The 25,409-nt window shown below is 74.3% G+C and carries 17 protein-coding genes; 11 read left to right on the forward strand and 6 right to left on the reverse strand.

Features of this window, described 5'->3' with window-relative positions:
• Nucleotides 1-84 precede the first annotated feature (84 nt).
• Entirely contained in the window at nucleotides 85-3,807 is a 3,723-nt protein-coding gene (locus WMF31_RS25075; protein ID WP_436604363.1) for a DUF2169 domain-containing protein, read from the reverse strand.
• A 441-nt stretch (nucleotides 3,808-4,248) separates the two neighbouring features.
• On the opposite strand from WMF31_RS25075, the gene WMF31_RS25080 reads away from it, so the two are divergent.
• Nucleotides 4,249-5,079 (forward strand): helix-turn-helix domain-containing protein, encoded by an 831-nt coding sequence (locus WMF31_RS25080; protein WP_436604364.1) that lies wholly within the window; start codon nucleotides 4,249-4,251, stop codon nucleotides 5,077-5,079.
• Between the two features lie 71 nt (nucleotides 5,080-5,150).
• Here WMF31_RS25080 and WMF31_RS25085 read toward each other — a convergent pair whose 3' ends face one another.
• Nucleotides 5,151-7,382, reverse strand: coding sequence for a glycoside hydrolase family 3 N-terminal domain-containing protein (locus WMF31_RS25085; protein WP_436604365.1), 2,232 nt, complete (start codon nucleotides 7,380-7,382; stop codon nucleotides 5,151-5,153).
• A 432-nt stretch (nucleotides 7,383-7,814) separates the two neighbouring features.
• Here WMF31_RS25085 and WMF31_RS25090 point away from each other — a divergent pair, with 432 nt between their 5' ends.
• Complete coding sequence (locus WMF31_RS25090) at nucleotides 7,815-10,013, forward strand: TOMM precursor leader peptide-binding protein (protein ID WP_436604366.1); 2,199 nt, start codon at nucleotides 7,815-7,817, stop codon at nucleotides 10,011-10,013.
• A gap of 34 nt (nucleotides 10,014-10,047) precedes the next feature.
• Entirely contained in the window at nucleotides 10,048-11,202 is a 1,155-nt protein-coding gene (locus WMF31_RS25095) for an amidohydrolase family protein (protein WP_436604367.1), read from the forward strand.
• A gap of 67 nt (nucleotides 11,203-11,269) precedes the next feature.
• Here WMF31_RS25095 and WMF31_RS25100 read toward each other — a convergent pair whose 3' ends face one another.
• Complete coding sequence (locus WMF31_RS25100; RefSeq protein WP_436604368.1) at nucleotides 11,270-12,268, reverse strand: beta-ketoacyl-ACP synthase 3; 999 nt, start codon at nucleotides 12,266-12,268, stop codon at nucleotides 11,270-11,272.
• A 112-nt stretch (nucleotides 12,269-12,380) separates the two neighbouring features.
• Here WMF31_RS25100 and WMF31_RS25105 point away from each other — a divergent pair, with 112 nt between their 5' ends.
• Nucleotides 12,381-13,115 (forward strand): hypothetical protein, encoded by a 735-nt coding sequence (locus WMF31_RS25105; RefSeq protein WP_436604369.1) that lies wholly within the window; start codon nucleotides 12,381-12,383, stop codon nucleotides 13,113-13,115.
• 99 nt (nucleotides 13,116-13,214) lie between these two features.
• Entirely contained in the window at nucleotides 13,215-13,745 is a 531-nt protein-coding gene (locus WMF31_RS25110) for a hypothetical protein (protein WP_436604370.1), read from the forward strand.
• A gap of 70 nt (nucleotides 13,746-13,815) precedes the next feature.
• Here the strand turns inward: WMF31_RS25110 and WMF31_RS25115 are convergent, their stop codons facing one another.
• Nucleotides 13,816-14,187 carry a hypothetical protein gene (locus WMF31_RS25115; protein WP_436604371.1) on the reverse strand — a complete coding sequence of 124 codons (372 nt, stop codon included), beginning with the start codon at nucleotides 14,185-14,187 and terminating at the stop codon, nucleotides 13,816-13,818.
• Nucleotides 14,188-14,438: 251 nt separating this feature from the next.
• Here WMF31_RS25115 and WMF31_RS25120 point away from each other — a divergent pair, with 251 nt between their 5' ends.
• A complete protein-coding gene (locus tag WMF31_RS25120; RefSeq protein ID WP_436604372.1) occupies nucleotides 14,439-16,127 on the forward strand; it encodes a tetratricopeptide repeat protein in 1,689 nt (562 codons plus the stop codon).
• A 114-nt stretch (nucleotides 16,128-16,241) separates the two neighbouring features.
• Nucleotides 16,242-18,392 carry a hypothetical protein gene (locus tag WMF31_RS25125; protein ID WP_436604373.1) on the forward strand — a complete coding sequence of 717 codons (2,151 nt, stop codon included), beginning with the start codon at nucleotides 16,242-16,244 and terminating at the stop codon, nucleotides 18,390-18,392.
• A 63-nt stretch (nucleotides 18,393-18,455) separates the two neighbouring features.
• Here the strand turns inward: WMF31_RS25125 and WMF31_RS25130 are convergent, their stop codons facing one another.
• The gene (locus tag WMF31_RS25130; RefSeq protein ID WP_436604374.1) at nucleotides 18,456-19,982 is read right to left on the reverse strand and encodes a cyclic nucleotide-binding domain-containing protein; all 1,527 of its coding nucleotides are present in this window, start codon (nucleotides 19,980-19,982) and stop codon (nucleotides 18,456-18,458) included.
• A gap of 212 nt (nucleotides 19,983-20,194) precedes the next feature.
• Between WMF31_RS25130 and WMF31_RS25135 the strand changes: the two genes are divergently transcribed.
• The 4 genes from WMF31_RS25135 to WMF31_RS25150 all read left to right on the forward strand — a co-directional run bounded on the left by WMF31_RS25135 (nucleotide 20,195) and on the right by WMF31_RS25150 (nucleotide 24,083).
• Nucleotides 20,195-21,031, forward strand: coding sequence for a metallophosphoesterase family protein (locus WMF31_RS25135; protein ID WP_436604375.1), 837 nt, complete (start codon nucleotides 20,195-20,197; stop codon nucleotides 21,029-21,031).
• Nucleotides 21,032-21,117: 86 nt separating this feature from the next.
• Nucleotides 21,118-21,852 carry an AgmX/PglI C-terminal domain-containing protein gene (locus WMF31_RS25140; RefSeq protein ID WP_436604376.1) on the forward strand — a complete coding sequence of 245 codons (735 nt, stop codon included), beginning with the start codon at nucleotides 21,118-21,120 and terminating at the stop codon, nucleotides 21,850-21,852.
• A gap of 178 nt (nucleotides 21,853-22,030) precedes the next feature.
• A complete protein-coding gene (locus WMF31_RS25145; protein ID WP_436604377.1) occupies nucleotides 22,031-22,189 on the forward strand; it encodes a hypothetical protein in 159 nt (52 codons plus the stop codon).
• A 226-nt stretch (nucleotides 22,190-22,415) separates the two neighbouring features.
• The gene (locus tag WMF31_RS25150; protein WP_436604378.1) at nucleotides 22,416-24,083 is read left to right on the forward strand and encodes a L,D-transpeptidase; all 1,668 of its coding nucleotides are present in this window, start codon (nucleotides 22,416-22,418) and stop codon (nucleotides 24,081-24,083) included.
• On the opposite strand, the gene WMF31_RS25155 is transcribed toward WMF31_RS25150, so the two are convergent.
• Nucleotides 24,070-25,338, reverse strand: a complete 1,269-nt coding sequence (locus tag WMF31_RS25155; RefSeq protein ID WP_436604379.1) for an aminotransferase class I/II-fold pyridoxal phosphate-dependent enzyme — start codon at nucleotides 25,336-25,338, stop codon at nucleotides 24,070-24,072. The genes WMF31_RS25150 and WMF31_RS25155 overlap by 14 nt on opposite strands.
• Nucleotides 25,339-25,409: the final 71 nt, after the last annotated feature.

Genomic DNA, 25,409 nt, shown 5'->3' on the forward strand with positions numbered 1-25,409 from the left:
AGCCACCGTCAGTTTGAGCGATGCGCCCTCGCAGTTTTCTCTCCCATCGGCTGATCGCTGCGGAACTTCAACGTGATCGGCGTTCTAGGCCAGCTTGGTGCCCGCCACGAACGCCCCGGTGAGATCGATCTCCGCCGTGCGCGCCTTCCAGGTCTCGGCCTGGTACAGGTTCGCGCCGCGCAGATCGGCCCGCTCGAGATCGGCGCTGTCGAACGCCGCCCGCATGAGGTTCGCCTCGACCAGGCGCGCGCCGCGGAGCCGCGCCTTGCGGAAGCGGCCGTCGCGCAGGTCGGCGGCGTCGAGGACGGCCCGGTCGAGCGTCGCCCGGGTGAAGCTCGCCTCCCGGAGCGCCGCGCCCTCGAACACGCCCTCCGTGAGGTCGGCGCCCTCCCAGACCGAGCCAGGGCCCTTCACGCGCCGGAACGAGCTGCCCCGGAGCGCGACGTCGTCGGCGCGCAGGTCCACGAGCGAGGCCCCGTCCAGGATCACGCGCGATCCCGACGCGCCGTAGAGCTTCACGTCGTCGAGCGTCGCGTCGCGGAAGCTCGCCTCGTCGATCGAGCTCCCCATCATCTCCGCGCCGGAGAGGTCCGCCCGGTCGAAGCGCGCCCGCCGGAGCGCCGCCCCCGCGAAGCTCGCGCCGGGCGCCTGCGCGCCCTCGAAGACCGCGCCCTCGCAGCGGGCGTCCGCCGCCGCCGCCAGCGAAAGGACCGCGCCCGAGAAGCGCGCCCCCTGGACGTTGGCGCCCGTGAGATCCGCCTGCGTGAGGTCGGCGCCCTCGAAGCTCGCGCCCTCGCAGTCCGCCCCGGCGAGGACCGCCTCGACGAGCCGCGCGCCGTCCAGCCGGGCGCCGCGCAGGTTCGCTCGCTGGAGGACGGCGCCGCCGAGATCGCGCCCCTCCAGGCTGGCCCCGGACAGGTCGACGCCCGTCAGATCCAGGCCCGCGAGCGGCTCGCCCAGGCGAAGCAGCTCGAGGATCCCCTCGCGCGCCGCCGCCGGCGCTCCGGGCGGCGCGTCCGCGGATGCCGCTGCGCCTCCCGACAGGTCTTCGCCGTCCACGTCCGCGTCCGCGACCGCCCCCACGGGTTCGACCGCCCCCACGGGCTCGACCGCCCCCGCAGCCGCGGCGCCCCCCGCGACCCGGCGCCGCGCCCGCGCCCTGGCGAGCCGCTCGGCGATCTGCGCGTCGAGGGCCATCTCCGCCCCCTCGCCCGCGTTGTCGTTGGCCGCCTCCGCGTCGCTCGCGGGCGGCTGCTCGGCGGCCTCGCGCGCCGCGAGCTCCGCGAAGAAGCGCGCCCTCGCCTCGCTCTTGGTCATCGGCTCGCCCTTCCCCATCGGCTCGCTGACGACGAAGAGCGACGCGAGCTCGGAGGCGTCCTCGTCGGCGACGTCGAGCAGGCCCCGCCAGACGAGGACGAGCCGGAGCGCGTCCGCGTCGAACCACACGGTGTCGAGCCGCATCGGGACCTCGGAGAACCCGCCGCCGCCCTGCTCCGTGGCCTGGGCGAACACGCGGACGCGCACGCCGGGGAGCTGCCCCCGGGCGACCTCCCCGTCCGGGCGGACCGACCAGAGCTCGAACGCCTCGTCGCCGCGCGGATACGGGATCTGCTGCGGGGCGGGCGCCGCGTTGAAGTACGTCCAGTCGAGGTCGTCGGGGAAGAACGGCCAGCGCGTCTTCCTCCAGCGGTCGCCGTAGGTGCCGATCTTCTGGAGGCGCTCCCGCCACGCGGCCGGGACCGGCGCGAAGCAGGCGGGAGGGGGCCTGTCGCCCGCCGCGCGGATCAGCAGGTCGGGCAGCTCGAGCGAGGGGAGCGCGTCGCCGGCGCGCGCCCCGTACCCGGTCCCCGCGGGGTTCGCGTCGAACCCGGGCCCGCCGAAGGCGTGCTCGAAGCGGAGCGGGATGCGGCTCCACGCCTCGGGCGCCGTGGGGACGCCGAGCGCGTCCCAGCGGCGCGGGCCGACGGCCACGACGGCGCGATCGAGCGCGTCGCCGAGGCGCAGCCGGACGAGCGCCGCGGCCTCGGCGCCCCTCGGGCGATGCGCGTGCCCGACCAGGAGGACGTCGGCCTTCGGCTTGAAGATCGCGAAATCGGACGGGTAGCGGAGGCCCTGGGCGGGGCCGCCCTCGGCGGGGGTGTCGCCGGCGGGGAGCTCCTGGTCGGGCGCGATCGCGGCCGGCGCGCCGGGCACGAGGGTGAAGGTGCCCTTGACCACGATCGTGAGCGAGTCTCTCGGCGGCCGGACCTGCCATGGGAGGGTGAAGGCCGGAAACGGGGTGAGGTTCAACAGGGGGATGTTCTCGGTGGTCCGCGCGGGCGGCGGCATGTCGGGCGAGGCCGCGAGGTCCTCGCTGGTCGGCCGCGAGGGCTCCGGCTCCGGGAGGGGGAGCGTGGCCGTGGGCAGCGGCGCGCCGCCCAGCGCCTCGATGTGCGCGGCCATCGCGGGGAAGGCCTGCTTGAGGCTCTCCCACGGGATCTCGGCGGGCTGCCTCGCGGCGTCGACGCTCTCCGGGGGGCGCGCCGGCGCGAGCGGGAACGGGGCGTCTTCTTGACGGAGCCCCCGCATCACATCCTGGAGGTTGAACTCGCGCGTGCCGGCGAGCACCGGCGGCGGACCGGAGCCCCGGCCCGCGGCCGCGCCCGGGCCTCCGAAGGGCAAGACAGGGGGCCGCACGCCCTCGGGCAGCGGCGCCGTCGTCGCGCCGACGGGCAGGACCGGAGGCCTGGCCGGCGAGGACGCGGCCGACGGGGGCGCAGGCGGCGGGGGCGCGGCCGGTGTGGACGCGGCCGGTGTGGACGCGGCGGGGGCCGGCGAAGGCCACGCCACGCGCTCGCGGGGGAGCGCGAGCGTCGCCAGGACACTGCCGCGCTGGAGGCCCTCCAGGGCGTGCTCGGCGACGGCCAGGGACGCGCGCCAGGTGAGCGTGCACCGCAGCGCATCGGCGTCGATCCAGAGCGTGTCGCAGCAGGCGCGGAGCTCCACCCCGGCCGGATCGGTGAGGGGCGGAGCGCGGACGAGCACGCGCGCCTCCAGGCCGGGCAGGCGCGAGCGCACCTGAGCGGCCGTCGGGTGGAGGCCCTCGAACAGGATCCACTCGTCGCCTTGCAGGTAGGGAATCTGCTGGTCGCGCGGGGCGGCGTTGAAATAACCCCAGTCCATGGCGGCGGGGAGCTCCGGGACGGGCTTCGAGAGCAGGGCCGGGTCCCACCCCGCGAGCGCGCGCCGGCGCTGCGGCCAGGCGCCCGGAATGGGCCCGAAGCCGACGGGGGCCGACGGGTTCGACGGGTCGAGGAGGCTCGGCAGCCGGAGGTCGGCGGGGTCGGCGCCCATGCCGACGGGGTTCTCGGGGAAGGTCGCCCCGCCGTGGGCGAGCTCGTAGCGGATCGGCAGCCGCGCGAACGGGGCGGCCGCGCTCGGCTGACCCGTCGCCGGATCGCGCCGCCGCTCGCCCACGACCTGGATCCGCTTGTCGACGGCGGGCGCCTGTGCGGACGCGCCGCCGAAGATCGCGAGGCGCACCCGGCGGTGGGGCACGCGCTGGCCCGGCGGGGCGTACGCGCTGCCGGTGAGCAGGACGTCGGCGCGGGGCTTGTGCGGGGCGGCGTCCGAGGCGACATAGAGGCTGCGACCTGCGTTCTGCTCGAAGAAGACGTCATGAAAGAGCGGCAGCGGCGAGGTCAGCGAGGCCACGGCCTCGGGCGCGAGCTGGAAGGTCGCCTTCAGGGGGATGGTGAGAGAGAGGCCCGCGGGCGTTCGCCAGAGGATCGTGGAGACGGCCAGCGGTCGCAGCGAGAGGATGTGCATGGGCGGCCTCCACCCTAGTACGTTGTCGCCCGAGGGCGAACTCGCGATGACGAGCGGTCGCGATCGGATCCGACCCTCCCCTCCCAGGATTTCGAGGGGCGCGACGGATCGCGCATCCGCGCATCGGTCGGACAGCAGCTCGACCCGTCCGGCGTCGGGTCGAGAAGGAGAATGCAGCGCGACCAGGCAGGACGGGTCGCACTGCCATCCTTGTCAGCCGGTCTTGCGGCCGATCGCGATGCTCGCCGTCGTCGGGCCGCGGACGGCTCCGCCAGGCTCGGCGCAGGACTCGATGGCGGTTCGCAGCGGACCGCTCAACCGCGCGCGCCCATCGCCGTCCGAGGGGCGCGTCCGTGGCCGCCTCTTCGGTTGCCTTGGCCGCCTTTTGGATCGCCGCGCCTCTCCGCGGCCGGGCCACGGCGAGGGTGGTACCCTCCGCGGGTGAGCCACGACGATCTCGATCCCACGCCGATCCGGGTCCTACAGCGTTCGTGCACCGGCGACCCCCCGCGGCCGAGGCGGAGCCCTGCGGTGCACACCTACGTCGCCCTCGCGCTGCACGTCGGAGGTCGCATGCGGGTCGAGCATCGCGGCGAGTTCGAGCTGACGGCCGGGCACCTCCACATCATTCCTGCCGGCGACGCGCACCGCGTCCTGTCCATGAACCGCCCTGAGGTGTGGGGGCTGGGCTTCTGCCGGACGTGCCTCGACCCGGCTCGCTACGGCGAGCTGCTCGCCCCGATCGACCGCGTGCGCCACGGGGCATCCCCCGTGGTCGACCTGCCGGCGGCGCGACAGGCGTACGTGCTCGATCTGATGAGGGAGCTCGAGCGTGAGCAGCACGCAGCGGGCGCGATGCCGGTGGTCGCCGAGAGCCTGCTCGCGCTGGTGCTCGCGGAGGTCGTGCGCGCGAGCGGCAGCGCCCAGGCCGCGCCGCCGCAGCGCCCCTCCATCGTGGTCGAGGCGCTGGCCGTGATCGAGGCCCGGTGCCTCGGGCCGCTCTCCTTGAAGGACGTCGCGGCGGCGGTGCGGCGGACGCCTGCCTACGTGACCACCGCGGTCAAGCAGGCCACCGGGCGCACGGTCGGCGCGTGGATCGTGGCGGGACGCCTGGCCGAGGCGCGACGCCGGCTCCTCGCGACCGACGAGTATGTCGAGGTGATCGCAGAGCGCGTCGGCTACGCCGACCCGAGCCATTTCGTGCGGCTGTTCCGGCGCCACCACGGCGTCAGCCCCGCCGCCTGGCGTGCCCAGCAGCGCCGCACGGCCTGAGGTCACGCCCGGTATCATCCCCCCTCTGTCAGAGAGAGGTCGGCGCTGCCGCCCGCGGCCGCCGTGACGGCTCACGCCACGGCGAAGCCGGCGCTCAAGAGATCCTGCGAGCGCGACGAGGCGCCGATGTGGACCAGGAACTCCCCCGGCTCCACCACGCGGCGCCCCTCGGCGTCGACGATCGACAGCTCCGCGGCCGGCACGTCGAACCGCACCGTGCGCGCCTCCCCGGCGGCGAGACTCAGGCGGGCAGACGCCTTGAGCTCCTTCACGGCCCAGGTCGACGACGTCACCCGATCTTCGATGTAGAGCTGGACGATCTCCACCCCGTCGCGCGCCCCCGTGTTGGCGACCGTCACCTCGAACGAGGCCGCGCCGTCGCGCGCCACGGTGGGCGTCAGGACCTTGAGGTCGGCGTAGGCGAAGCGCGTGTAGCTCAGGCCGAAGCCGAAGGCGAACGCCGGCTCCTGGGTGAGGTCGGCGTAACGGGTCCCGTGCTGGCCGCGGGCCTGGTTGTAAAACACCGGCTGCTGGCCCACGTGGTACGGAAACGAGATCGTCAGCTTGCCAGACGGGTTGATGCGCCCGAAGAGCGCCTCGGCCACCGCGCGCCCGCCCATCATCCCCGGGTTGAACGCCTCGACGAGGGCCGGAGCCCCGAGCACCGAGCGCGGCAGGACCAGGGGCTTGCTGTTGACGAGCACCACGACCACAGGGACGCCGACCCCGGCGATCGCGTCCGCCAAGGCCCTCTGCCCGCCCATGAGCTCGAGCGTCGCGGTGCTCTTGGTCTCGCCGATGTACTCGATCCGGTCTCCCAGGACGAGGACCACCACGTCGGCGCCGCGGGCCAGCTCGACCGCCGCGGGGATCCCCGACGCGTCGTCGCTGACGATCGAGCAGCCCGGGGCATCGACCACCTCGCACCCCGGGGGCGCGAGCTCCCGGATCCCATCCAGGATCGTGATGATGCTCGAGCGCGGGTGCTCGGGGCCGTTGCCGCCGCTCATCTGGCCCGAGCCGAGCGACCAGTCCCCGAGCTGGGCGATCGGATCGTCGGCGTTCGGGCCGATCACCGCGATCCGGCGGAGGGGCCGCTCCGCCGCGCCCACCCCGGAGGCGGCGCCGCCCGCCGAGGAGCTCGCGGCGCGGCCGTCCGGGAGCGGCAAGAGGCCGTCGTTCTTCAAGAGGACCAGCGACGCCCGGGCGACCTCCAGGTTGAGCTCCCGGTGGGCCGCGCACCCGATGACCTCCCGGATCCGCTGCTCGCTGCTGTACCCCGGATCCTCGAACAGCCCGAGCGAGAGCTTGAGGCCGAGGACGCGCCGCACCACCGCGTCGATCTCGGCCTCGGCGAGCAGACCGCGGCGCACCGCCTCCTGCGCCCCCTCGTAGAACTGCGGCGTGGCCATCATGAAGTCGTTGCCGGAGCGGATCGCCACCGCGGCCGCCTCGGCCATGTCCTTGCAGACCTTCTGATCGTGCACGAGGCTGGCCACGTTGTTCCAGTCGGTCACGACCACGCCCGTGAAGCCCCACTCCTCCCTGAGGACCTCCGTCAGGAGCCAGCGGTTGGCCGTGGCGGGGATCCCGTCCATGGACTGATATCCTGTCATGAACGCCATGCAGCCGCTGCGCGCGGCCTCCTCGAAGGGCGGCAGGAAATACGACCTCAGGTAGCGCCGCGGCAGGTTGGCCTCCGAGGCGTCGCGCCCGCCCAGCGTCTCGGAGTACCCCGCGTAGTGCTTCGCCGTGGCCAGGACCGCGTCCGGATCGCCGAGCCCCGCGCCCTGGTAGCCGCGGATCATGGCGCAGGCGAGCTCTCCGATCAGGTGCGGATCCTCGCCGAACGTCTCCCCTACTCGGCCCCAGCGGAGATCCCGTGTCAGGCAGAGGACGGGGGAGAACGTCCACTTGAGCCCCGTCGCCCGCATCTCGACGGCGGTCACCCGGGCGACCTTCTCCAGGAGCCCCGCATCCCAGGTGCACGCCATGGCGAGCTGGGTCGGGAAGATCGTGGCCCCCGCCCAGAACGAGTGGCCGTGAATGCCGTCGTCGGCCATCAGGACCGGAATCCCGAGGCGGGTGCGGAGCGAGCGCCGTATCGCCGCGTCCGCGTCCTTGCCGTTGCAGTGCAGGAGACTGCCGACCTTCATGCGCCCGATGGCGTCCTCGATATCCCCCTGGGCGTCGAGCTGCATGAGCTGCCCCACCTTCTCGTCCAGGGTCATCCGGCTCAGGAGGTCATCCACCCGCCGGCTCACGGGTTGCGTGGGATCCTTGTACAGCGGAGTGTCGTTCATGAGATCTCCTGAGTGAAATGGGGCCGGCACGATAACAGGTCCGCCCGCCGGCGCAAGCTCGGGCCCTCTACGCGGGTGGCGTGGATATATATAGACCGGGGCTCACCACGTTCACGGTGCTCGCCGAGCACGCCGGCGGACGTCTCCCCCTGGGAGCGCCGCGTGACCGAGAGACAGCGCTCCTGCTGCGAGCGGAGGAGCTCTTCGGCCGCTCCGCCGCGCGCCCCCGGACACCGCCCCTCTCGCACTCGCCGCCTCGGCGCGGGACGAGCTCATCGCTGGCGGCGCCGTCGCGGCGCTCCGTCCGCGCGCCGCGACGGCGAGCGCGAGACCTCATGTGTCCACGCGCGCTCCCCCTCCCCCGAGGCCACCGGGCGCGACGGCCGGGCCACGGGCGGCGTGCTAGAGCTGGAGCTCAGGGGGGGTAGTTGGATGGAGCGGCGGTGTCTTGCGATAAAGCACCACCTGCGCGTCGAGCCCGTCGGCGACGAGACGCTCTTCCTCGTCGGGGAGCGCGAGCGGTTCATGCTGCGCGGCCGGCTCTACCGCCTCCTCGGGCCGCTGCTCGACGGCCGCCGGACCGAGGCCGAGCTCGTCGCGGAGCTCGCCGGCGCGGCGTCCCCCGCCGAGGTCGGCTACGCGCTGCGCCGGCTGGAGGAGCGCGGCTACCTCGCCGAGCCCGCGCCGGCGCCCGGCGCCGCGGGCTTCTGGCAGGCGCTCGGCGAGTGCGCCGGACGCGCGGCCGGGCGGCTCGCGGCGACGCCGGTCGCGGTCGCCGCGGTGGGCGGCGAGGATCCGCGGGCGCTCGCCGACGCGCTCGCCGAGGCGGGCGTCGTGGTGCGGAGCGAGGCCGCGCTCGTCGCGGTCGTGACCGGCGATTACCTCGACCCCGAGCTCGAGGCGTGGAACCGGCGGGCGCTCCGGGACGCGGCGCCGTGGTTGCCCGTCAAGCCGGGCGGGGTGGAGCCGTGGGCGGGGCCCGTGTTCCGGCCCGGGGCGGGGCCGTGCTGGGCCTGCCTGGCCCAGCGGCTGCGGCACAACCGCCCCGTGGAGACCTACCTGGAGCGCCGCCTCGGCCGCGACGGCGCGCCGCTCCTGCCGCCGCGCGTGGGGCTCCCCGCCGGTCGCCGCGCCGCGCTCGCCCTCGCCGCCGTCCTCGTCGCCCGCTGGATCGCCGGCGGCGGCGCCGGCCCCCTCGACGGCCGGCTCGTCTCGCTCGACCTCGCCCGCGCGCAGCTCGCCGAGCACGCGGTGGCGCGGCGCCCCCAGTGCCCCGCGTGCGGCGCCCCCGAGGCCGCGCGGGCACGGGCGAGCGCGCCGGTGCGGCTCGAGCCGCGCCCGAAGCGGTTCACCGACGACGGCGGCTACCGCACCGTCACGCCCGAGGAGACCTTCGCGCGCGCCCGGCACCTGATCAGCCCCATCACCGGGATCGTCGCGGGCCTCGGGCCAGTCGCGGGGCGCGACCACCCGCTCCGGCCGGTGTACGGGGCCGTGAGCCACGCCTGCCCCCGGGAGGAGCCGCCGTCGTTCGACGACTTCCACCGCGCGTGCGGCGGCAAGGGCAAGACGGCCGCGCAGGCCCGCGCGGCCGCGCTGTGCGAGGCCGTGGAGCGCTACAGCGCCACGTTCCAGGGCGACGAGCCCCTCGTCCGCGCCCGCCGCGCCGAGCTCGGGGGCGCCGCGATCCACCCGCACGATCTCCAGCACTTCAGCGAGGCGCAGTACCGCGACCGGGAGGCCATCAACGCCTCGGTGGCGGATCGGCGGCAGCGCGTCCCCCTCCCCTTCCGCGAGGAGGCCGTGATCGACTGGGCGCCGGCGTGGTCCTTGACGCGCGGAGAGCGGCGTTACCTGCCGGCCGCCTGCTGCTATCTCCACCTCCCGGTGCCCCCGGAGGAGCGGTTCGCCTGCATGAACCCGAGCGGGCACGCGGCGGGCAACTGCCTCGAGGAGGCGATCCTGCAAGGCTTCCTCGAGCTCGTGGAGCGCGATGCGGTCGCGCTCTGGTGGTACAACCGCGTCGAGCGGCCCGCGGTCGATCTGCGCAGCTTCGAGGAGCCCTACTTCGAGGCGCTCGAGGCCCACTACCGCGCGCTCGGCCGGCGCCTCTGGGTCCTCGACGTCACGACCGATCTCGGCGTCCCGGCGTTCGTCGCGCTGGCCCGGGCGGCCGACGCCGGCCGGTTCACGATCGGCTTCGGCTGCCACCTCGAGGCCCGGCTCGGCGTGCAGCGGGCGCTGACCGAGCTCAACCAGCTCCTCGACCTGGACGACCGCGCGCCCGCGCCGTGGCAGCGCGCCCTGCAAGGCGGCGCGGCCTACGCGCTGCCCGCCGAGGCGGCCCCGCCGCGGACGCGCGACGATTATGAGCGCGCGCCGGGCGACGATCTCCTCGACGACGTCCTTGAGTGCGTGCAGCGCGCCGCCCGCGTCGGCCTGGAGACCGTGGTGCTCGATCAGACGCGCCCGGACACCGGGCTCTCGGCCGTGAAGGTGGTCGTGCCCGGGCTGCGCCACTTCTGGCCGCGCTTCGGGCCAGGGCGCCTGTACGACGTCCCGGTCCGCCTGGGCTGGCTCGCCCGGCCGGCGCGGGAGGAGGATCTCAACCCGACCCCCCTCTCCGTGTGACGGATGGGGCGGCGGCGGGCGAAGGGGGGCGCTCGTGCGCGACGGACACCGCATTCTCGACGCAGATCGCCACGTCATCGAGCCGATCGATCTCTGGACCGCGTACATGGAGCCGGAGCTCCGGTCGCACGCGCCCCGCCTCGCGTACGTCGGCGAGGGCGCCCTGGCCGATCGCGTCGCGTGCCGGGGTCCGGACGGCTGGCTGCCGCTCCCGCCGCAGCCCGTGGTGGACGGTCGCCCGGTCTATCGCCGGATGGGCGCGCGCGCCGCGCGCGAGCTCGCGGCGGCGGCCTCCCGGCGGCACGGGGGGAGCGGCGCGCTGGAGCGGCCCGAGACGCAGCTCGCGGACATGGACCGGGAGGGCGTCGACGTGGCCTTCCTCTACCCCACCCTCGGGCTCGCGCTGCAGGGCGTGGCCCCGCTGGATCCGCGCGTCGCGACCTCGTACGCGCGGGCGTACAACGCGTGGCTGCGCGACTTCTGCGCGCGCGATCCCGAGCGCCTCCGCGGCGTCGGCCTGGTGAGCCCCCACGATCCGGCGCGGATGGCGCTCGAGCTCGAGCGCGCGGCCGCGCTCGGGTTTCGCGCCGTCGTGCTGCGGCCCAACCCGGTCGAGGGCCGGACGCTCGGCGACCCGGCCTACGAGCCGTTCTGGGCTGAGTGCGAGCGGCGCTCGATCGCGGTCGCCGTGCACGAGGGCGCGCACGCGCACCTGCCGGCGGCCGGCGCCGATCGCTTCTCCAGCCGCTTCGCCCTGCACGCGTGCTCGCACCCGATGGAGCAGATGATGGCGCTGCTCGCCCTCCTCGAGGGCGGCGTGCTCGAGCGCCACCCGGGCCTGCGGATCGCCTTCCTCGAGGCCGGCTGCGGGTGGCTGCCGTACTGGCTCTATCGCCTCGACGAGATCGAGTACGGAAACCTCGCCGGCGAGGTCGCGCCGCACGTCCGGCAGGCGCCGTCGGCGTACTTCCGCCGCCAGTGCTTCGTCGGGCTCGAGCCCGACGAGCCGTACCTGCCGGAGGTCATCCCCCGCATCGGCGCCGACAACCTGCTCTTCGGCACCGACTATCCCCACCCGGATCACGGACCGGATCTCGTAGCTCGGGCGCTCGCGCTGCGCGGCGAGCTCCCCGACGAGGTCCTCCGGAAGATCCTCTGGGACAACCCTGCCCGCTTCTACGGGCTCTAGGCGTCGCTCCGCGACGAGCCCGCGGCGGCGAGCGCGCGTCCGCGCTCGCCGGGCCGCCCGGGCCGGCTCACATGCGCAGCACGGCGCTGCCCCAGGTGAGGCCGCCGCCGAGCGCGCACAGCAGCACGGCCTGGCCAGGGCGGATGCGGCCGTCGCGGAGCGCCTGGTCGAGCGCGATCGCGACCGAGCCCGCGCTGGCCCGGGCCGCGCCGGACTCGTCGACCACGCCGAGGACGCGCTCCGCCGGGCAGCCGAGGCGCTCGGCGAGCGACGCCACGAGGTGGCCGTCGGCGTGGTGTACGATCACCCAGTCGACGTCCGCGGGCGCGAGCCCTGCCGCGTCGAGCGCCGAGAGGGCCTGCGCCCCGAGGCGCTCGTCCGCGGCCTGCCTCAGCTCGGGCAGCTTCGCGCGCAGGTACTGCCGCCCGTCGGAGAGCCGCTCCGCCGTGAGCGGCTCCGCGGATCCGCCTCCGGGCACCAGCAGCACGTCGGCCTTCCTCCCGTCGGCGCGGAGGCGGACGCTCAGGATGCCGCGCCCGTCGCCGGCCGCCGGCCCGACCACGACCGCGCCGGCGCCGTCGCCGAAGAACAGGGCCGAGGCGCGATCGCGCGGATCCACGCGGCGCGAGAGCAGGTCCGCGCCGACCACGAGGACGCGCTTCATCGTCCCGGCCGTCACGAACTGGTCCGCCACCGAGAGCCCGTAGAGGAAGCCCGTCAGCGACGCGGAGAGATCGAACGACGGGATGAGCTCGGCCCCCAGCTTCCGCTGCACATAGACCGCCGTCGCCGGCATCGGCGCGTCGCCGCTCGAGGTGGCGACGAGGATCATCTCCAGGTCGCCCGGCCCGACGCCGGCCGCGTCGAGGGCCGCCTTCGCCGCCCTCACCGCCAGATCGCTCGTCGCCTCGCCCGGCCCCGCGCAGCGCCGGTCCGCGCCCGCGCTCCCGTCCTCCGGGGCGCCGGGGGTCGCCGGCGCCGGCGCCGCACCCTCCGGCGCGACGAGCGGCAGGGAGCGGCCTGTGCCGAGAATGCGCGCGCGAGGATTTCTGGCAACGGAGGTCATCGGGAGCGCAGCCTACATCATGGGCCGCGCGATGGGACGTTCGATCGCACACAGCGCCCCGGTCGACGGAATGCTTGAGTCGGGGACGCGCTCCGGTACATAAAGCGCCTCGATGGCTACGAGCTCCGAAGACAGAGACCGCCCCGGCACGGACGATGCGCCTTCCGACGAGGCCGACGCGCAGGACACGAAGACGGACGGCGACGGCGAGAGCGGGACCGCTTCCGGCGCCGACGCCGCAGCGCCCGAGAGGGCCTCGCGGCCCGCGAAGGCCGCGGGCGCCGCCCGGCGCGCGGCGGGCAGGAAGCCCGGGGCGCGACCTCGCGCGGCCTCCCATGCCCAGAGCGGGTCGCTCGGCAAGAGCATGATCCTGTTCCTCATCATCGTCGGCGGTCTCGCCGGGGCGTTCGCCTATTTCGGGCGTGAGCCCGCGGGCGGCACGGCCGGCCCCCGGTGGAAGACGGGGGACAAGGCCCAGCTCGAGATCACGCTGGTGTCCACGGACATCAAGGATCTCGCCTGCTGGTCGCCCCAGGAGGTCAACGGACGGCACTGCGCGTTCGAATCGCCCACGAAGGGCTGGTCCAAGGGGACCGCGGACGACAAGACGCTGCTCCGCCCCTACACCACCACGGATCGGGTCCAGTTCCTCGCTGCCGGCCTCTGGAGCGAGCCTGCCCTCACGGGCACGCTGCCGTCCACGCGGTTTGCCGTGAAATGCACCTACGCGGTCGAAGGCAAGATCAAGCGTCCCGGCATCCGGTGGTCCAGCGAGGGCGCCTGGCTCGACAGGAACGACGACTGGTACACGGGGCTGTTGTCGGATTGCAAGCGCGTCACGCCCTGATGTCGCACGCGCCCGCGCGGCCAGCGCGTACGCCCGTGCAGCACGCGCTGCGTCGTGCGGCGCGCCCCTCGTATCGCCGCATCCCTCCGTGGTAGTGTCATGATCGGCTTGGAGGTGCTCATGCCCTGTCACCGGGTGATCGCATTGTTGTCGTTGACCACGTGGTTCGCTTTCGCTGGATGTGAAGCCGATCCGGGCACCGTCAACGTGATGCCGCTCTACGTCACCACGACGAGCACCACCTCCACCGGCGGCGGCGGGGGCGGTGACGTCGGGACGACCACCAGCACGACCAGCGCTGGCGGCGAGGGTGGAGGACCGGTGGAATGCACGTGCGAGGCGGGGCTCACGTGCTGCGGCCCGGCCTGCGTCAACATGGCCAGCGACCCGCTCAACTGCGGCGCGTGCGGCGCGCAGTGCGGCGCCGAGGAGGCCTGCATCCAGGGCGAGTGCAAGGACCCCTGCGATCCCGATTTCGGGTGCGAGGAGGGCCTTTGCTGCGGGAAGGCGTGCTGCGGCCCCGGCGCGCTCTGCTGCGACTACGGCGCCAGCGCCGACGCGCCCGATCTGCACTGCCAGGAGCCGGTGAACGGGACGTGCCCGCTCGCCTGCTCCGGCTGCGAGGGCTGACGGACCTCCCACGACGACGCGGCGGCGCGCCGGCATCCCGGGGCGGGAGCTCCCCGCGCGCGCCGGCCGCTCATGGCCGATCGAAGACCTTGCCCGGGTACTTCCTCTCGAAGTGCCCCACGATGCCGCGGCCGATCGCCACGATCGTGAGCCCCGCGATGGTCATCCGGATGGCCGGCCCGATCACGGGGACGAAGCCGACCGCCCGGGTGGCGAGGAACTTCAGGCCTTGTCCGAGGATCGCGAAGCTCCCGCCGGCGGCGGTCGTCGCCACGGAGCCGACGCTCTCTCCGTAGATCTCGCCGATCATCGTCATCATGTGGGTCTCGATCGCGACGAGCCCGGCGGACGTGGAGACCGGGAGCGGCAGGGCGGCGAACGCGGCGCCGCCGATCGCGTAGCGGTGAACCCAGCGGAGAGCTTCTTCTCGGCAGGTCGTCATGTACCGAGGGTGGCGCAAAGTTCGCCGTCCGTCCATCGCACACGGTGATGGCGGCGGGGTGCGCCCCTCTGCGCGAGCGCCCCCTGTCTGCTGTGCGCTGCCTTCCCGCCCGGCGGGAACCACGCGTGCATGGCCCTCGCCTCCATCGACCTCCGCGCTCACGCCGGACAGCGGCGCCCAGGGCACAGCGACCCCGCGAGGAGCGGTGGACCGCCGTTGCCGCTGGAGAGCGGAGCCTCAGCGAGGTGCCCATGACAGCTCGACACGCGCTCTTCAGCCTGCCCCTGCTCTGCTCCCTCGCCCTCTCGGCGTGCGGCGCGGAGCCACACCCCGCCTCGCCCGGAGCGGAGCCGTCGCCCGGCCACGAGGGGGAGCTGCCTGACGCCGAGGGCGTCCCGCTGTTCGACGATCTCGGCCCGCTCCATCACCCCGTGACGACCTCGTCGCCCCTCGCGCAGCGCTACTTCGATCAGGGGCTGCGGCTCGTCTACGCGTTCAACCACGACGAGGCGCGCCGGGCGTTCCAGGAGGCGGCGCGCCTCGATCCCGGCCTCGCCATGGCCCGCTGGGGTGTCGCGCTCACGCTCGGCCCGAACATCAACCAGCCGGCCGAGCCCGAGCGAGAGCGGGCCGCCTTCGAGGCGATCGAGGAGGCGCGCGCGCTCGCCGCGAGCGCGAGCGCGCCCGAGCGCGCGTACATCGAGGCGCTGGCGGAGCGCCACGCCGCCGCGCCGGTCGCCGACCGGACCGCCCTCGACCGCGCGTACGCGGACGCGATGCGGGAGCTCGCCCGCCGCTTCCCCGACGATCTCGACGCGAGCACGCTCTTCGCCGAGGCGCTCATGGATCTTCGCCCGTGGGATCTCTGGACGCTCGACGGCCGCCCGCAGCCGGACACCGAGGAGATCGTCTCCACCCTGGAGGGCGTCCTCCGGCGCGATCCCGAGCACACCGGCGCGAACCACTACTACATCCACGCGGTCGAGGCGTCGCCCGAGCCGGAGCGGGCGCTGCCGAGCGCCGAGCGGCTCGGCGGCCTGGCCCCGGGCGCCGGCCACCTCGTGCACATGCCGTCGCACATCTTCGTGCGCATCGGCCGGTACGCGGACGCCTCCGACGCGAACGAGCGCGCGGCCGAGGTCGATCGCCGGTACATCCGCGAGCAGCGCCCGCGGGGCATCTATCCGCGGATGTACTTCCCTCACAACCTGTACTTCCTCTCGTTCTCCGCGAGCATGGAGGGGCGCAGCGCCGTCGCCCTGCGCGCCGCCCGCGAGCTCTCCACCGCGGTGCCCGACGACGAGGTGCGGCACATGCCGATGCTCGAGCTGTTCCAGCCTGCGACGCTGTTCGCGCTCGTCCGGTTCGGCCGCTGGGACGACCTCCTCGCGGAGCCGGCGCCGCCGCCCGAGCAGCGCTACACGACGGGGGTGTGGCGCTACGCGCGCGGCCTCGCGCTCGCGTCCACGGGGCGCCTCGACGAGGCGGAGCGCGAGGCGACGGCGCTCGGGGCGATGTCGTCCGAGAGCTTCGGCGGGACGACGATCGGCAACAACAGCGCGCGGGACCTGCTCGAGATCGCCTCTCTCGTGCTGGAGGGCCAGATCGCGTCGGCGCGCGGCGACGCCGGCGCCGCCGTCCGCCTGCTCCAGGCGGCCGTACGCGTCGAGGACACACTGCGCTATTTCGAGCCGCCGGACTGGCCCGAGCCGGTCCGCCACACGCTCGGCGCAGCGCTCCTCGAGGCCGGTCGCCCGCGCGACGCGGAGACGGTCTACAAGGAGGATCTGCGGCGCAACCCCGAGAACGGCTGGGCGCTCCGCGGCCTCGAGCAGAGCCTGCGCGCACAGGGCAGGGAACAGGAGGCAGACGCCGCACACGAGCGCTTCGAGAGGGCGTGGGCGCGCGCCGACGTGCAGCTGTCCGGGTCACGACCGTGAGCGTGTCCGGCCTCGATCCGCGGTGACGGCGACGATCGCGGCGCGCGACGAAGAAATGCGCGATTCCTCGAAATGCGCGGCGTGTTCATCTGCTACGTTGCCTGGGTGTTGCGCGTGAAGCTCGGATCCTCGACGTTCCGGTGTCTCTTCGCTCTCACCGCTGGCCTGTTCGCGGCCTCGTCGCTCGGCTGCGACACCATGCCTGTCTCGCGGCGCTCTGATCGGCCGCGCGACGACGGCGCGCCGGCGTGCGCTCCGCATCAACTCGACACCTCGAGCGGCTGTGTCTCCGTCGGCATCCAGGGCTGCGCCGGTGAGTTCGTCGACGACGACGGCTTCTGTCGTCCCGCGCTCGCGAAGTGCGCGCCCGGCACCGTGCCGAAGCACGACGAGGGGTGCGTCGAGGTCGGGATCCCCGGCTGTGCTGCGGAGTTCATCGAGGGCGACGCCTGTCTCCCCACCATGGCGAAGTGCCCGACAGGGACGTTCGCCGTCCCGCAGAAGGGGTGCGTCTCCATCGACGGGCCGGACGGCTGCGGCGCGGCTCCGTGGGGCCATGTCGTCGAGGCGCCCGGCGACGTGCATGTCGATCCGAGCCACGCAGGTGGAGACGGGGCCGGCTCGCGCGCGCAGCCGTTCGCGACGCTGGCGGAGGCGCTGCAGGTGGTGCAGGACGGCGGCCGCGTCGTCCTGGCCGAGGGCGTATACGACGAGCCGGTCGAGATCACGCGGCCCATCGAGGTGGTCGGGCGCTGCGCATCCAGGGTCACTCTCCGTGGCGCGCAGCCCGCTCGGGACGGCAACACGAGCGCGATCTGGATCCACGATGTCCAGGGCGCGGGCGTGCGCGGCGTGAGCGTGGAGAGCGCCTCCCTCGGGCTGTTCATCCAGGCGGCGGAGGTGACGGTGCGCGACGTCCGCGTCACCGGCGCGAGCGGCAGCGGCATCGTGGTCACGCTCCCCGGCGCGAGCCTCGACCTGTCCCGCAGCCTGATCCAGGCGGCGCCGTCGGACGAGGTCACGGCCGATGTCTGGACCGGCGTGCTCGTCCACTCGGGGGCGCGCGCGCGGCTCACCGAGAACGCCCTGGTCGACGGCGCCGTCAACCTGCGGATCAGCTCCGAGGCGCAGGAGGTGATCGCGGAGGGCAACCTGCTCGAGATCGCCGCGCCGGCGGCGGCGAGCGACAGCGTCGGCGTGCTCCTGGACGCGGGCGCGCTCCGGCTCACCGCGAGCGCGCTCGTGCATCACCGCGTGGGCGCGCTGGTGACGGGCGCCCTCGCGGAGCTCGTGTCGAGCCGGAGCCTCGTCTCCGTCCCGCCCGAGGCGGCGCCGGAGACGCGCGGCGTGACGGTGGAGCAGGGCGCCCGCGCGACGCTTTCGTCCACCGTGCTGTCCGGCGCGTGCGACGCCCAGCTCGAGATCGCGGGCGCCGGCACGGCGGTCGACGCCTCCGGGTGCCTCTTCCAGGGTGCGGGCGCCGCGGGTCCCGAGCGCCCCGGGTACGCCATCGAGCAGCGGGGCGGAGCGCTCTCGCTGTCGTCGAGCCTCGTGTTCGAGGCCGGCGACGTCGGCCTGCTCACGTCAGGCGGCGAGCTCTCGGCCACGGGCGTGGTCATCGAGGGCACGCGCGCGAGCCCGCTCCGCCCGGAGCGCTCCGCCGGCGTGCTCGTGCAGGATGCGCGCGCCGTGCTGGCGTCGACCTACGTCTCGGGGGCCCGCGTCGCGGGCATCGCCGTGTCCGGGGGCGCGGGCCTGGAGCTCTCGGATAGCCTCGTCGAGCGCACGGCGCCGGAGGAGCGCGACGGCACCGGCGGCGTCGGCCTGCTGAGCGACGCGGTGGAGGATCTCGTGGTCCGGCGATCGGCCGTGCTGGAGAGCCGCGTCGCGGGCCTCCTGCTGCTGTCCTCCTCGGGCGCGATCGAGGACACCCTCGTCCGGAACGTCGAGATCGGGACGTTCTCTGCCCCGGGCGACGGCGGCCGGGTGGAGGCGGTGCCGGACTTGGGCGACGGCATCCTCGCGCTCCGCTCGACCGCGCAGGTGAGCGCGACGCAGGTGGAGGGCTGCGCGCGCGCCGGGCTGCTCTTCGACCACAGCGACGGCGCGCTCGCGCGCTCCCGCGCCACCGGCAACCGGTTCGGCCTGGTCCTCCAGGGCACGCCAAGGCCGGACGTGGAGCAGGACAACAGCTTCGAGGACAACTGGGAGGAGGACGAGCTCACCGCGGGCGGGCTGCGCGTCCCGGGGAGCGGCGCGCCCTAGCGGGCGCGCGGGCGGTGGGGCTCCCCGAGCGCCCCGCCGCCGGCGCGCTCCAGGGACGGGCGATCAAAGCGAGAAGAACTGCCGGATCTTCTCGACCAGCGCGACCGTCCTGGCCTCCTCCGCGCCGGCGCGGGCGCGGCGCACCGAGACGTTCTCGTCGATGGCGGACTGCCGCGCGGCGAAGACCTCCGTGATCTTCTCGGCGACGTCGGGCGCCGCCGCCAGGATCTCGTGGAAGGCCTCCTTGTCGACCTTCACGAGCTCGCAATCGCTCACCGCCTGGATGGTGGCGCTGCGGGGCTCCCCCGTCATCAGCGACATCTCGCCGAAGAACTTGCCCGGGCCGAGGCGCGCCACCTCGGCCGTGCTGCCGCCCTCGCGCCCCACGACCACCGAGACCTCGCCCGATTGCACGATGAAGAGCTCGTGCCCGACGGCGCCCTGCCGGATCACGACCTCACCGACCATGTAATGACAGGTCTTCGTCAGCGTCGCGAGCCGCTCGAGGAGCGGCGGCGGGAGCGCGGCGAGAAAGTCGACGACGCGCAGCGACTGCAGGCGGCGCTGCCGCGCCTCGGCCTCGCTGCGCGCGCGGGCCTCGGACGACGTGTCCGCCATCCTGACGGCGTGGGTGTTCACGGGGATGGAGATGCCCGCGCGCTGGAACGCGAACCAGATCCGCTGGCGAACGGCGGAGTCGACGCGGTCGCGACGGGCGAAGTCGTCGGTGAAGAAGTAGAGCTGATAGACGATGCCGTTGTCCTCGAACCTGGCGGCGAGCGCGAAGGGCGGCGGCGCGGGCAGCACCCCTGGCGCGGAGGCCGCCGCGTCGAGCAGCGCCTGCTCGACGACCCGCGGCGACACGTCGTGGGGGCCCCGCACCTCGATGGTCCGCCGCGCCGTCGCGGTGGGCTTCGTGAAGTTCCGGATGGTGCTCTTCGCCAGCGTGCCGTTCGGGATCGTGAGCTCGATCTGATCGTTCGTGAGCACCTTGGTCGCGCGCCAGTTGATCTCGATCACCTGCCCGATGAGCCTCGGATCGGGCTCGATCTGGATCCAGTCCCCCACCTCGAACGGCTGCTGCGCCTGGATCGCGAGGCCCGCGAAGAGGTTGCCGAGCGTCTCCTGGAGCGACAGGCCGATCACCGCCGTGAGCAGCGCGGAGGTGGTGAGCAGCGAGCCGGGCTCGACCCCCGCGGCGCGGAGGGTGATGAGCACGGCGCCGGCGTAGACGAGCCCCTGGAAGATGTCGCGGATGATCCGCGACAGCGGCCGGCCGAGGCGGATGCCGAGGATGAGGTCGACGACGAGGAGGAAGGCGGCGCGGCCGAGCGCGGTCAGGAGAAAGAAGAGCCCGACGACCGACAGCGCCCGGTGCAGCGGCGACGCCGGATCGAGCGGGAGCCGGGCGAGCAGCACGGCCACGTGGAGGCAGAGCAACGCGATCGGCAGCCGCAGCTTCCCGCGCTCCGCGGCGGGCGCCAGCATCCGTACCGCGACGAGCAGCGCCGCGGCGATGCCCACCCCGATGGCCCCTGACGACGCCATGCGCACGAGCGCGTCCGAGATGTGGTGAGCTGCACCCGGCATGGCGGCCGATGGTAGAGCTCCGCCTGCTCCTGTCACAATCGCGTCGCGCGCGCGGCCGGGAGGGCGTCACGGCTCACCTCCCCCGGCCGGATCGAGGGCGGGCGCCGGGTCGAGCGCGCGCGGCGCCCGCGCGCCTGCGGCCGCGCTGCGTCGCCGAGAGCTTGCGTCGATGTCGCTGGAACGACGCGGGGTCGGGAGCACGATCGCCGCCGATGACGACGCTCGCGCACCTCACCGATCTTCATCTCCTCGAGGCGGATCACGGCCGGCGCCGCGGCGCCGAGCGGTGGCGGCTCCGTTACCTGAGCTTCGGCCGCCCGATCGACGCGGAGCAGCGGCGCCGCCGCGCGCTGGCCGCGCTCATCGAGGCGCGGCAGAGCGGGGCCGACCACCTGGTGCTCACGGGCGACCTCACCGAGGACGGGACCGCCCCCCAGTTCGAGGTGCTCGCCGCGGTGCTGGCCGAGAGCGGCTGGCCGCCGGCGCGCGTCACCCTGGCGCCTGGCAATCACGACGTCTACGCTGGCGGCGACGCCTGGGAGCGCGCCCTCTGCGGACCGCTGCGCCCCTTCGCGGCGACGAGCGGCCCCGGGACGACCGTCGCCCTCCCCGGTGTCGTGCTGGCCGCCGTCTCCACGGCCATCCTGCAGCCGGTGACCCGCTCGGCGGGCGCGATCGCGACGCGCGCGCTGGCGCAGGTCGCCCAGCTCGCCGCCGAGACGCGGCGCTCGGGCGACGCGCTCGTGCTCGCCCAGCACCACCCGCCGCGCTGCCACCCTGTCGGCGCGTGGCAGTGGCTCGACGGCCTGCTCAACAGCGCCGAGCAGATGGCGCTGCTCCAGGAGCACGACCACATCCATGTGCTCCACGGGCACACGCACCGCGAAGCGGACACGCCTGTCCGCGCCGGCGCGCCCGCCCGGATGTTCTGCGCTCAGGCGCTCGTGGACGGACACACGCCGCTCCGCCTCTACCATGTGCGTCACGGCCGCCTCCTCTCGGAGCGGACGCGCGTCTGGAGCGGGGCGTCGGTGTTCGCGGCGGCATAGAAACGATCAGGGTGACTGGAGCGCGGCCTGCCCTCCATCCCCTCTTTTCGCCGGAAGACACGGTCGTATACAGTCCGTGTCGAATCATGAAACGCACTCGCTTGCTCAAGGCTTCGCTCCTCCTCGTCGCGTTCCTGGCCTCGTCGGCCCTCCTTGGCTGCGGCGGCGCCGAGCCTGCGCCCGCTGCGCCGCTCATGCGCGACGCCGATCCGGTGGAAGAGCGGCGCTCGTCGATGAGCGCGCGCGCCGAGATCGGCGCCATGAACGAGGAGAAGGTGCAGGCGGCGTTCGAGCGCGCGTCGCACCGGCTCTCGCGCTGTTACGAGAGGGGCGTTCAGCGCATCCCGTATCTCGGCGGCGAGATACGGTTCAAGGTCCGGGTGACCGAGGAGGGCACGGCGCGCTGGGCGTTCGTGAAGGAATCGACCCTCGGCGATCGCGAGACCGAGGCGTGCATGCTCGACGTCCTCAAGGCAACGAGGTGGCCGAAGCCGGTCGGCGGCGAGGGGCTGGCCGAGAACAGCTTCACCTTCGAGCCGAGCAGCGACGAGCGCCTGCCCGTGCCGTGGACGCCTGATCAGCTCGGGACGCCGTACAAGAAGGCGCGCCCGGCGCTCGAGTCCTGCCGGAGCCAGGCTGGCGCCAGCCAGCTCACGGCGACGCTGTACATCGACACGGACGGCAAGGCGCTCGGGGTGGGCGTCTCCAGCGCCGACGAGCGGGGCGAGGAGGCGGCCGAGTGCGTCGCAGACGCGCTCCGCGAGATCACCTTCCCCTCCCCTGGCAGCTACGCCTCGAAGGTCAGCGTCAGCATCGACTGACGTCGCACGTCGCGCACGCCTGGCCCGAGAACGCCGTCGTGCTGACGGTGCGGCTGCGCCCTGGGCCCGCCCGGCGCGCGGGCCATCGCTGGGCTCCTCCGTCGCCGTGCCCTTCAGCAGGCACGAAACGCTTCTCCGGTCGGGGGCGCGCGCCCCGGGACTGCGCTACGCTGCCGTCGTGGGCAAGGTCCTCTGGCAGATCCTGGCGCTCTTGTGGAAGGTGGCTCGCCTCGTCCTGTGGAGGTGGCTCAAGCCGCGGCTGGCGCGGTTCATGATGCTCGCGGCCGCGCTCGTCGGGATCATCCTCCTCGTGGTGGCCGTGCTCGGCAGGCTGTAGCGCCCCACGCCCGCGGTCCGGCGGGTATCGGGCCGCCGCGGTCCGGCGGGTATCGGGCCGCCGCGGTCCGGCGGGTATCGGGCCGCCGCGGTCCGGCGGGTATCGGGCCGCCGCGGTCCGGCGGAGGGCGCGCGGCGCGGGCCGGGTTGCGGGTTCCGCCCCGGACTTCTGCGCCGACGTCCGCTTGTCCGCGGTGGCTTCCGGCAAGTAGTCTCTTACCGCTTGCATGGCCAGCTCACCGTGCCCCTTGCTCCTCGCGGCCCTGACGTGGGCGGTCGCCTCCGGGGGCACCGCCGCATGCTCCGAAGAGAGCCCTGCCGTGGCCGCGCCGGCCCCGCCCGAGGCGGACGACGCCCACCCCGCAGCGCCCGTCGACGCCCAGCCCGCAGCGCCCGTCGAGCCCGTCGACGCCCAGCCCGCAGCGCCCGTCGAGCCCGCACCTGCCGCGGCAGCGAAGGCCCGCGCCGCCGACCCGGCCGAGACGGAGGCGGCGCCCTCCGCGGACGCGGCACCGGAGGTCGCGCGCATTTACTCGAAGGCGCGGTTTGCCTGGATCAACCCCGGCCCCTACCCCACGCGGGGATGGAGCGGCTACCTCGGCCTCGGCGGCTCCGTCGCCGTGCGCGGCGGCAGCCTCGAGGCGGCGCGCACGCCGGGCGCGGGCTGCGACGCGTGGTACGCCGTCGAGCCGCGGGGCTACGTCTGCGCCGGCGCCAGCGCCACCGTCGACCCGAACGACCCGGTGGTGGTCGCGCTGCGCCCCCACGCGCCCAGGATCGACTCCCCTTGGCCCTACGAGTACGCGGAGTCGACCGGCGCGCCGCGCTACCCGCGCCTCCCGAGCGAGAAAGAGCAGCGACGCGCCGAGTGGGATCTCGCGGAGCACCTCGCGAACGTCGCGAATGCGCGCGCCGCCGGCGGCGATGACGCCATCCGCGCGATCGACACGGACCTCGTCGGGGTCGATCTGGAGCCGGCGGGCGTCGCTGCCCCGGCGCTGTTCCCCTTCGGCGGCCTCGTTCGCGAGTCGCGTGACCGGATCGTGACCGGCTCGACGGTGGCGTTCACCCGGGCGTTCGACGCGCTGGATCGGACCTGGGTGGTCACCTCGGACCAGGCGTACATGCCGAAGGATCGGCTCAGGCCCTACCCGCGCTCGAGCTTCCAGGGCGTGTGGCTGAAGGACGGGCGTTCGCTCCCGCTCGCGTTCTTCCGCAAGACCGATCGACCGAAGTACCGGCGCGGCGCCGACGGCCGGTTCGAGCCGACCGGCGCGTCCTTCGCGCGGCTCGACTGGGTCGGGCTCACGGGCCGCGCCGAGGTCGACGGCGCCGAGCAGCTCCTCGAGACGCAGGAGCCGGGGATCTACGTGCGCGCGGAGGACGCGGTCGTGATCGAGGCGGCGAAGCGCTCACCGCTCGATGGGGAGAACGACCCTTCCTCGCCGCCGCGCAAGTGGATCGAGGTGAGCGTGCTCGGCGGATGGCTCGTCGCGTACGAAGAGCTCACCCCGGTCTTCGCGACGCTCGTCTCGCCCGGGCGCGGCGGCGTGCCGCGGAAGGGTGTCCCCGCCATCGAGACCGCGGCGACGCCCACGGGGCGCTTCCGCATCGACGGGAAGTTCGTGACGGCGACGATGGTGTCGAGCTCGAACGACGACCTCGTCCACTCCGAGGTGCAGTTCGTGCAGAACTTCCATGGCCCTCACGCCCTGCACGGCGCGTACTGGCACGACGCCTGGGGCGAGCTGAAGAGCGGCGGCTGCGTCAACCTCTCCCCCATCGACGCGAAGCAGATGTTCGCGTGGACCGATCCGCCGGTGCCGGACGGGTGGCACGGCCTGCGGGCGTCACGCGACGCGGGCCGCTCCACGGTGGTCCTCATCCATCGCTGAGCGCGCGCTCCAGCCGGTGGACGAGCCGCAGCGCGGCGGCGGCGAACACGGGCGGCTCGAGCAGCAGACCGACCACCAGGAAGCCGTCGCGCGGCATGTCGAAGAAGTAGCCGGGGTGGACGATGAGGCCCTCCTCGCGCACGAGGAGCTCGACCCACCCGTCGTCGTCGTGCACGCGCGGGACCTCCAGCGTCGCGTACCAGCCGCCGTCGACCGGGAGCCGCCGGACAGCGCGCTGCACGGTCGCCCGCGCCGCGATCGCCGCGTCGAGCGCGGCGAGGTTCGTCCGCACGCGCTCCAGGATCGCGCGCTGGACGGGCGCGCGCGCCGCGAGGATCTCCGGGAGCGCGAGCTGCACCGGCGTGCCGACCGAGAGGTAGGTATCGGCGATGACCTCGAGCCGCTCCATCGCCGCGGCGGCGAGGTCCGGCGGGCCCGAGACCACGATCCAGCCGAGCTTGAGCTGCGGCAGCGTCATCACCTTCGAGAGCCCGCTCAGGACGAAGGTCAGCGCCTGCCGTCGGCCCGCGAAGCTCGGCAGCCGGTCCGCGGGGAGGTCTCCGTGCGCGTAGTCGCCGAAGACCTCATCGACGATCAGCGCAAGGCCGCGCGCGCGCGCGCACGCCTCGAGCGCGGCCGCGTCGTCGCGGCGCACGAAGGAGCCGGTCGGGTTGTTCGGGTGGACGAGCACAACCGCCCTCGTCCGCTCGCCGGCCGCGCGCTCCAGCGCGCCGAGGTCGATCCGCCATCCTTCCTCTTTGACGAGCGGGTAAGGCGTGAGCGAGACGTCCTCCAGGCAGGCGAGGTACTCGAGCAGCGGGTACGACGGGACGGGGACGAGCACGTCATCGCCGCGCTCGGCGAGCAGCTTGAGGAGCCAGCCATAGGCCTCGCTGGTGCTGGCCGTCAGCACGACGCCCGCGGGATCCACGTCGAGGCCGCGCTCCTGGTAGTAGCGCGCCACCGCGGCGCGGGCGGCGGGATCGCCGAGCGGCAGCGGCGCGTACCGGCAGCCGCGCGGCTCGCCCAGCCGCGCGATGAGCGGGGCTGTCTCGGCGATCCCGCAGCGCGTCGGGTTCGACTCGGTGAAGTCGACGAGCGCGCGCCCGGCGCGGCGGGCCTCGACGAGGACGGAAGCAAGCTGGTTCTCCGAGAGATCCCAGCCGGTGCGCGCCGCGAAGCGGATCGGCCGCGGCGGGAGCCGATCTCTCGCTTCCGCGCCTGTCTCCTCGGTGGTCGGTCGACCTGAGCTCATCCTTTTCTCCATCACAGCCCCCGGGCAGGCGGCATCGTGGGCAGCTCCGCCTGCCGCGCGGCCACGGTGAC

Origin of the sequence: Sorangium sp. So ce1036 (genome assembly GCF_051369805.1) — a bacterium.
Taxonomy (GTDB): domain Bacteria; phylum Myxococcota_A; class Polyangia; order Polyangiales; family Polyangiaceae; genus Sorangium; species Sorangium cellulosum_F.

Bases quoted from the DNA above. Each gene is read 5' to 3' on its own strand.
- WMF31_RS25075 (WP_436604363.1), bottom strand. From the start codon at position 3,807: ATGCACATCCTCTCGCTGCGACCGCTGGCCGTCTCCACGATCCTCTGG.
- WMF31_RS25085 (WP_436604365.1), bottom strand. From the start codon at position 7,382: ATGAACGACACTCCGCTGTACAAGGATCCCACGCAACCCGTGAGCCGG.
- WMF31_RS25090 (WP_436604366.1), top strand. From the start codon at position 7,815: ATGGAGCGGCGGTGTCTTGCGATAAAGCACCACCTGCGCGTCGAGCCC.
- WMF31_RS25100 (WP_436604368.1), bottom strand. From the start codon at position 12,268: ATGACCTCCGTTGCCAGAAATCCTCGCGCGCGCATTCTCGGCACAGGC.
- WMF31_RS25105 (WP_436604369.1), top strand. From the start codon at position 12,381: ATGGCTACGAGCTCCGAAGACAGAGACCGCCCCGGCACGGACGATGCG.
- WMF31_RS25110 (WP_436604370.1), top strand. From the start codon at position 13,215: ATGATCGGCTTGGAGGTGCTCATGCCCTGTCACCGGGTGATCGCATTG.
- WMF31_RS25115 (WP_436604371.1), bottom strand. From the start codon at position 14,187: ATGACGACCTGCCGAGAAGAAGCTCTCCGCTGGGTTCACCGCTACGCG.
- WMF31_RS25120 (WP_436604372.1), top strand. From the start codon at position 14,439: ATGACAGCTCGACACGCGCTCTTCAGCCTGCCCCTGCTCTGCTCCCTC.
- WMF31_RS25130 (WP_436604374.1), bottom strand. From the start codon at position 19,982: ATGCCGGGTGCAGCTCACCACATCTCGGACGCGCTCGTGCGCATGGCG.
- WMF31_RS25135 (WP_436604375.1), top strand. From the start codon at position 20,195: ATGACGACGCTCGCGCACCTCACCGATCTTCATCTCCTCGAGGCGGAT.
- WMF31_RS25140 (WP_436604376.1), top strand. From the start codon at position 21,118: ATGAAACGCACTCGCTTGCTCAAGGCTTCGCTCCTCCTCGTCGCGTTC.
- WMF31_RS25150 (WP_436604378.1), top strand. From the start codon at position 22,416: ATGGCCAGCTCACCGTGCCCCTTGCTCCTCGCGGCCCTGACGTGGGCG.
- WMF31_RS25155 (WP_436604379.1), bottom strand. From the start codon at position 25,338: ATGAGCTCAGGTCGACCGACCACCGAGGAGACAGGCGCGGAAGCGAGA.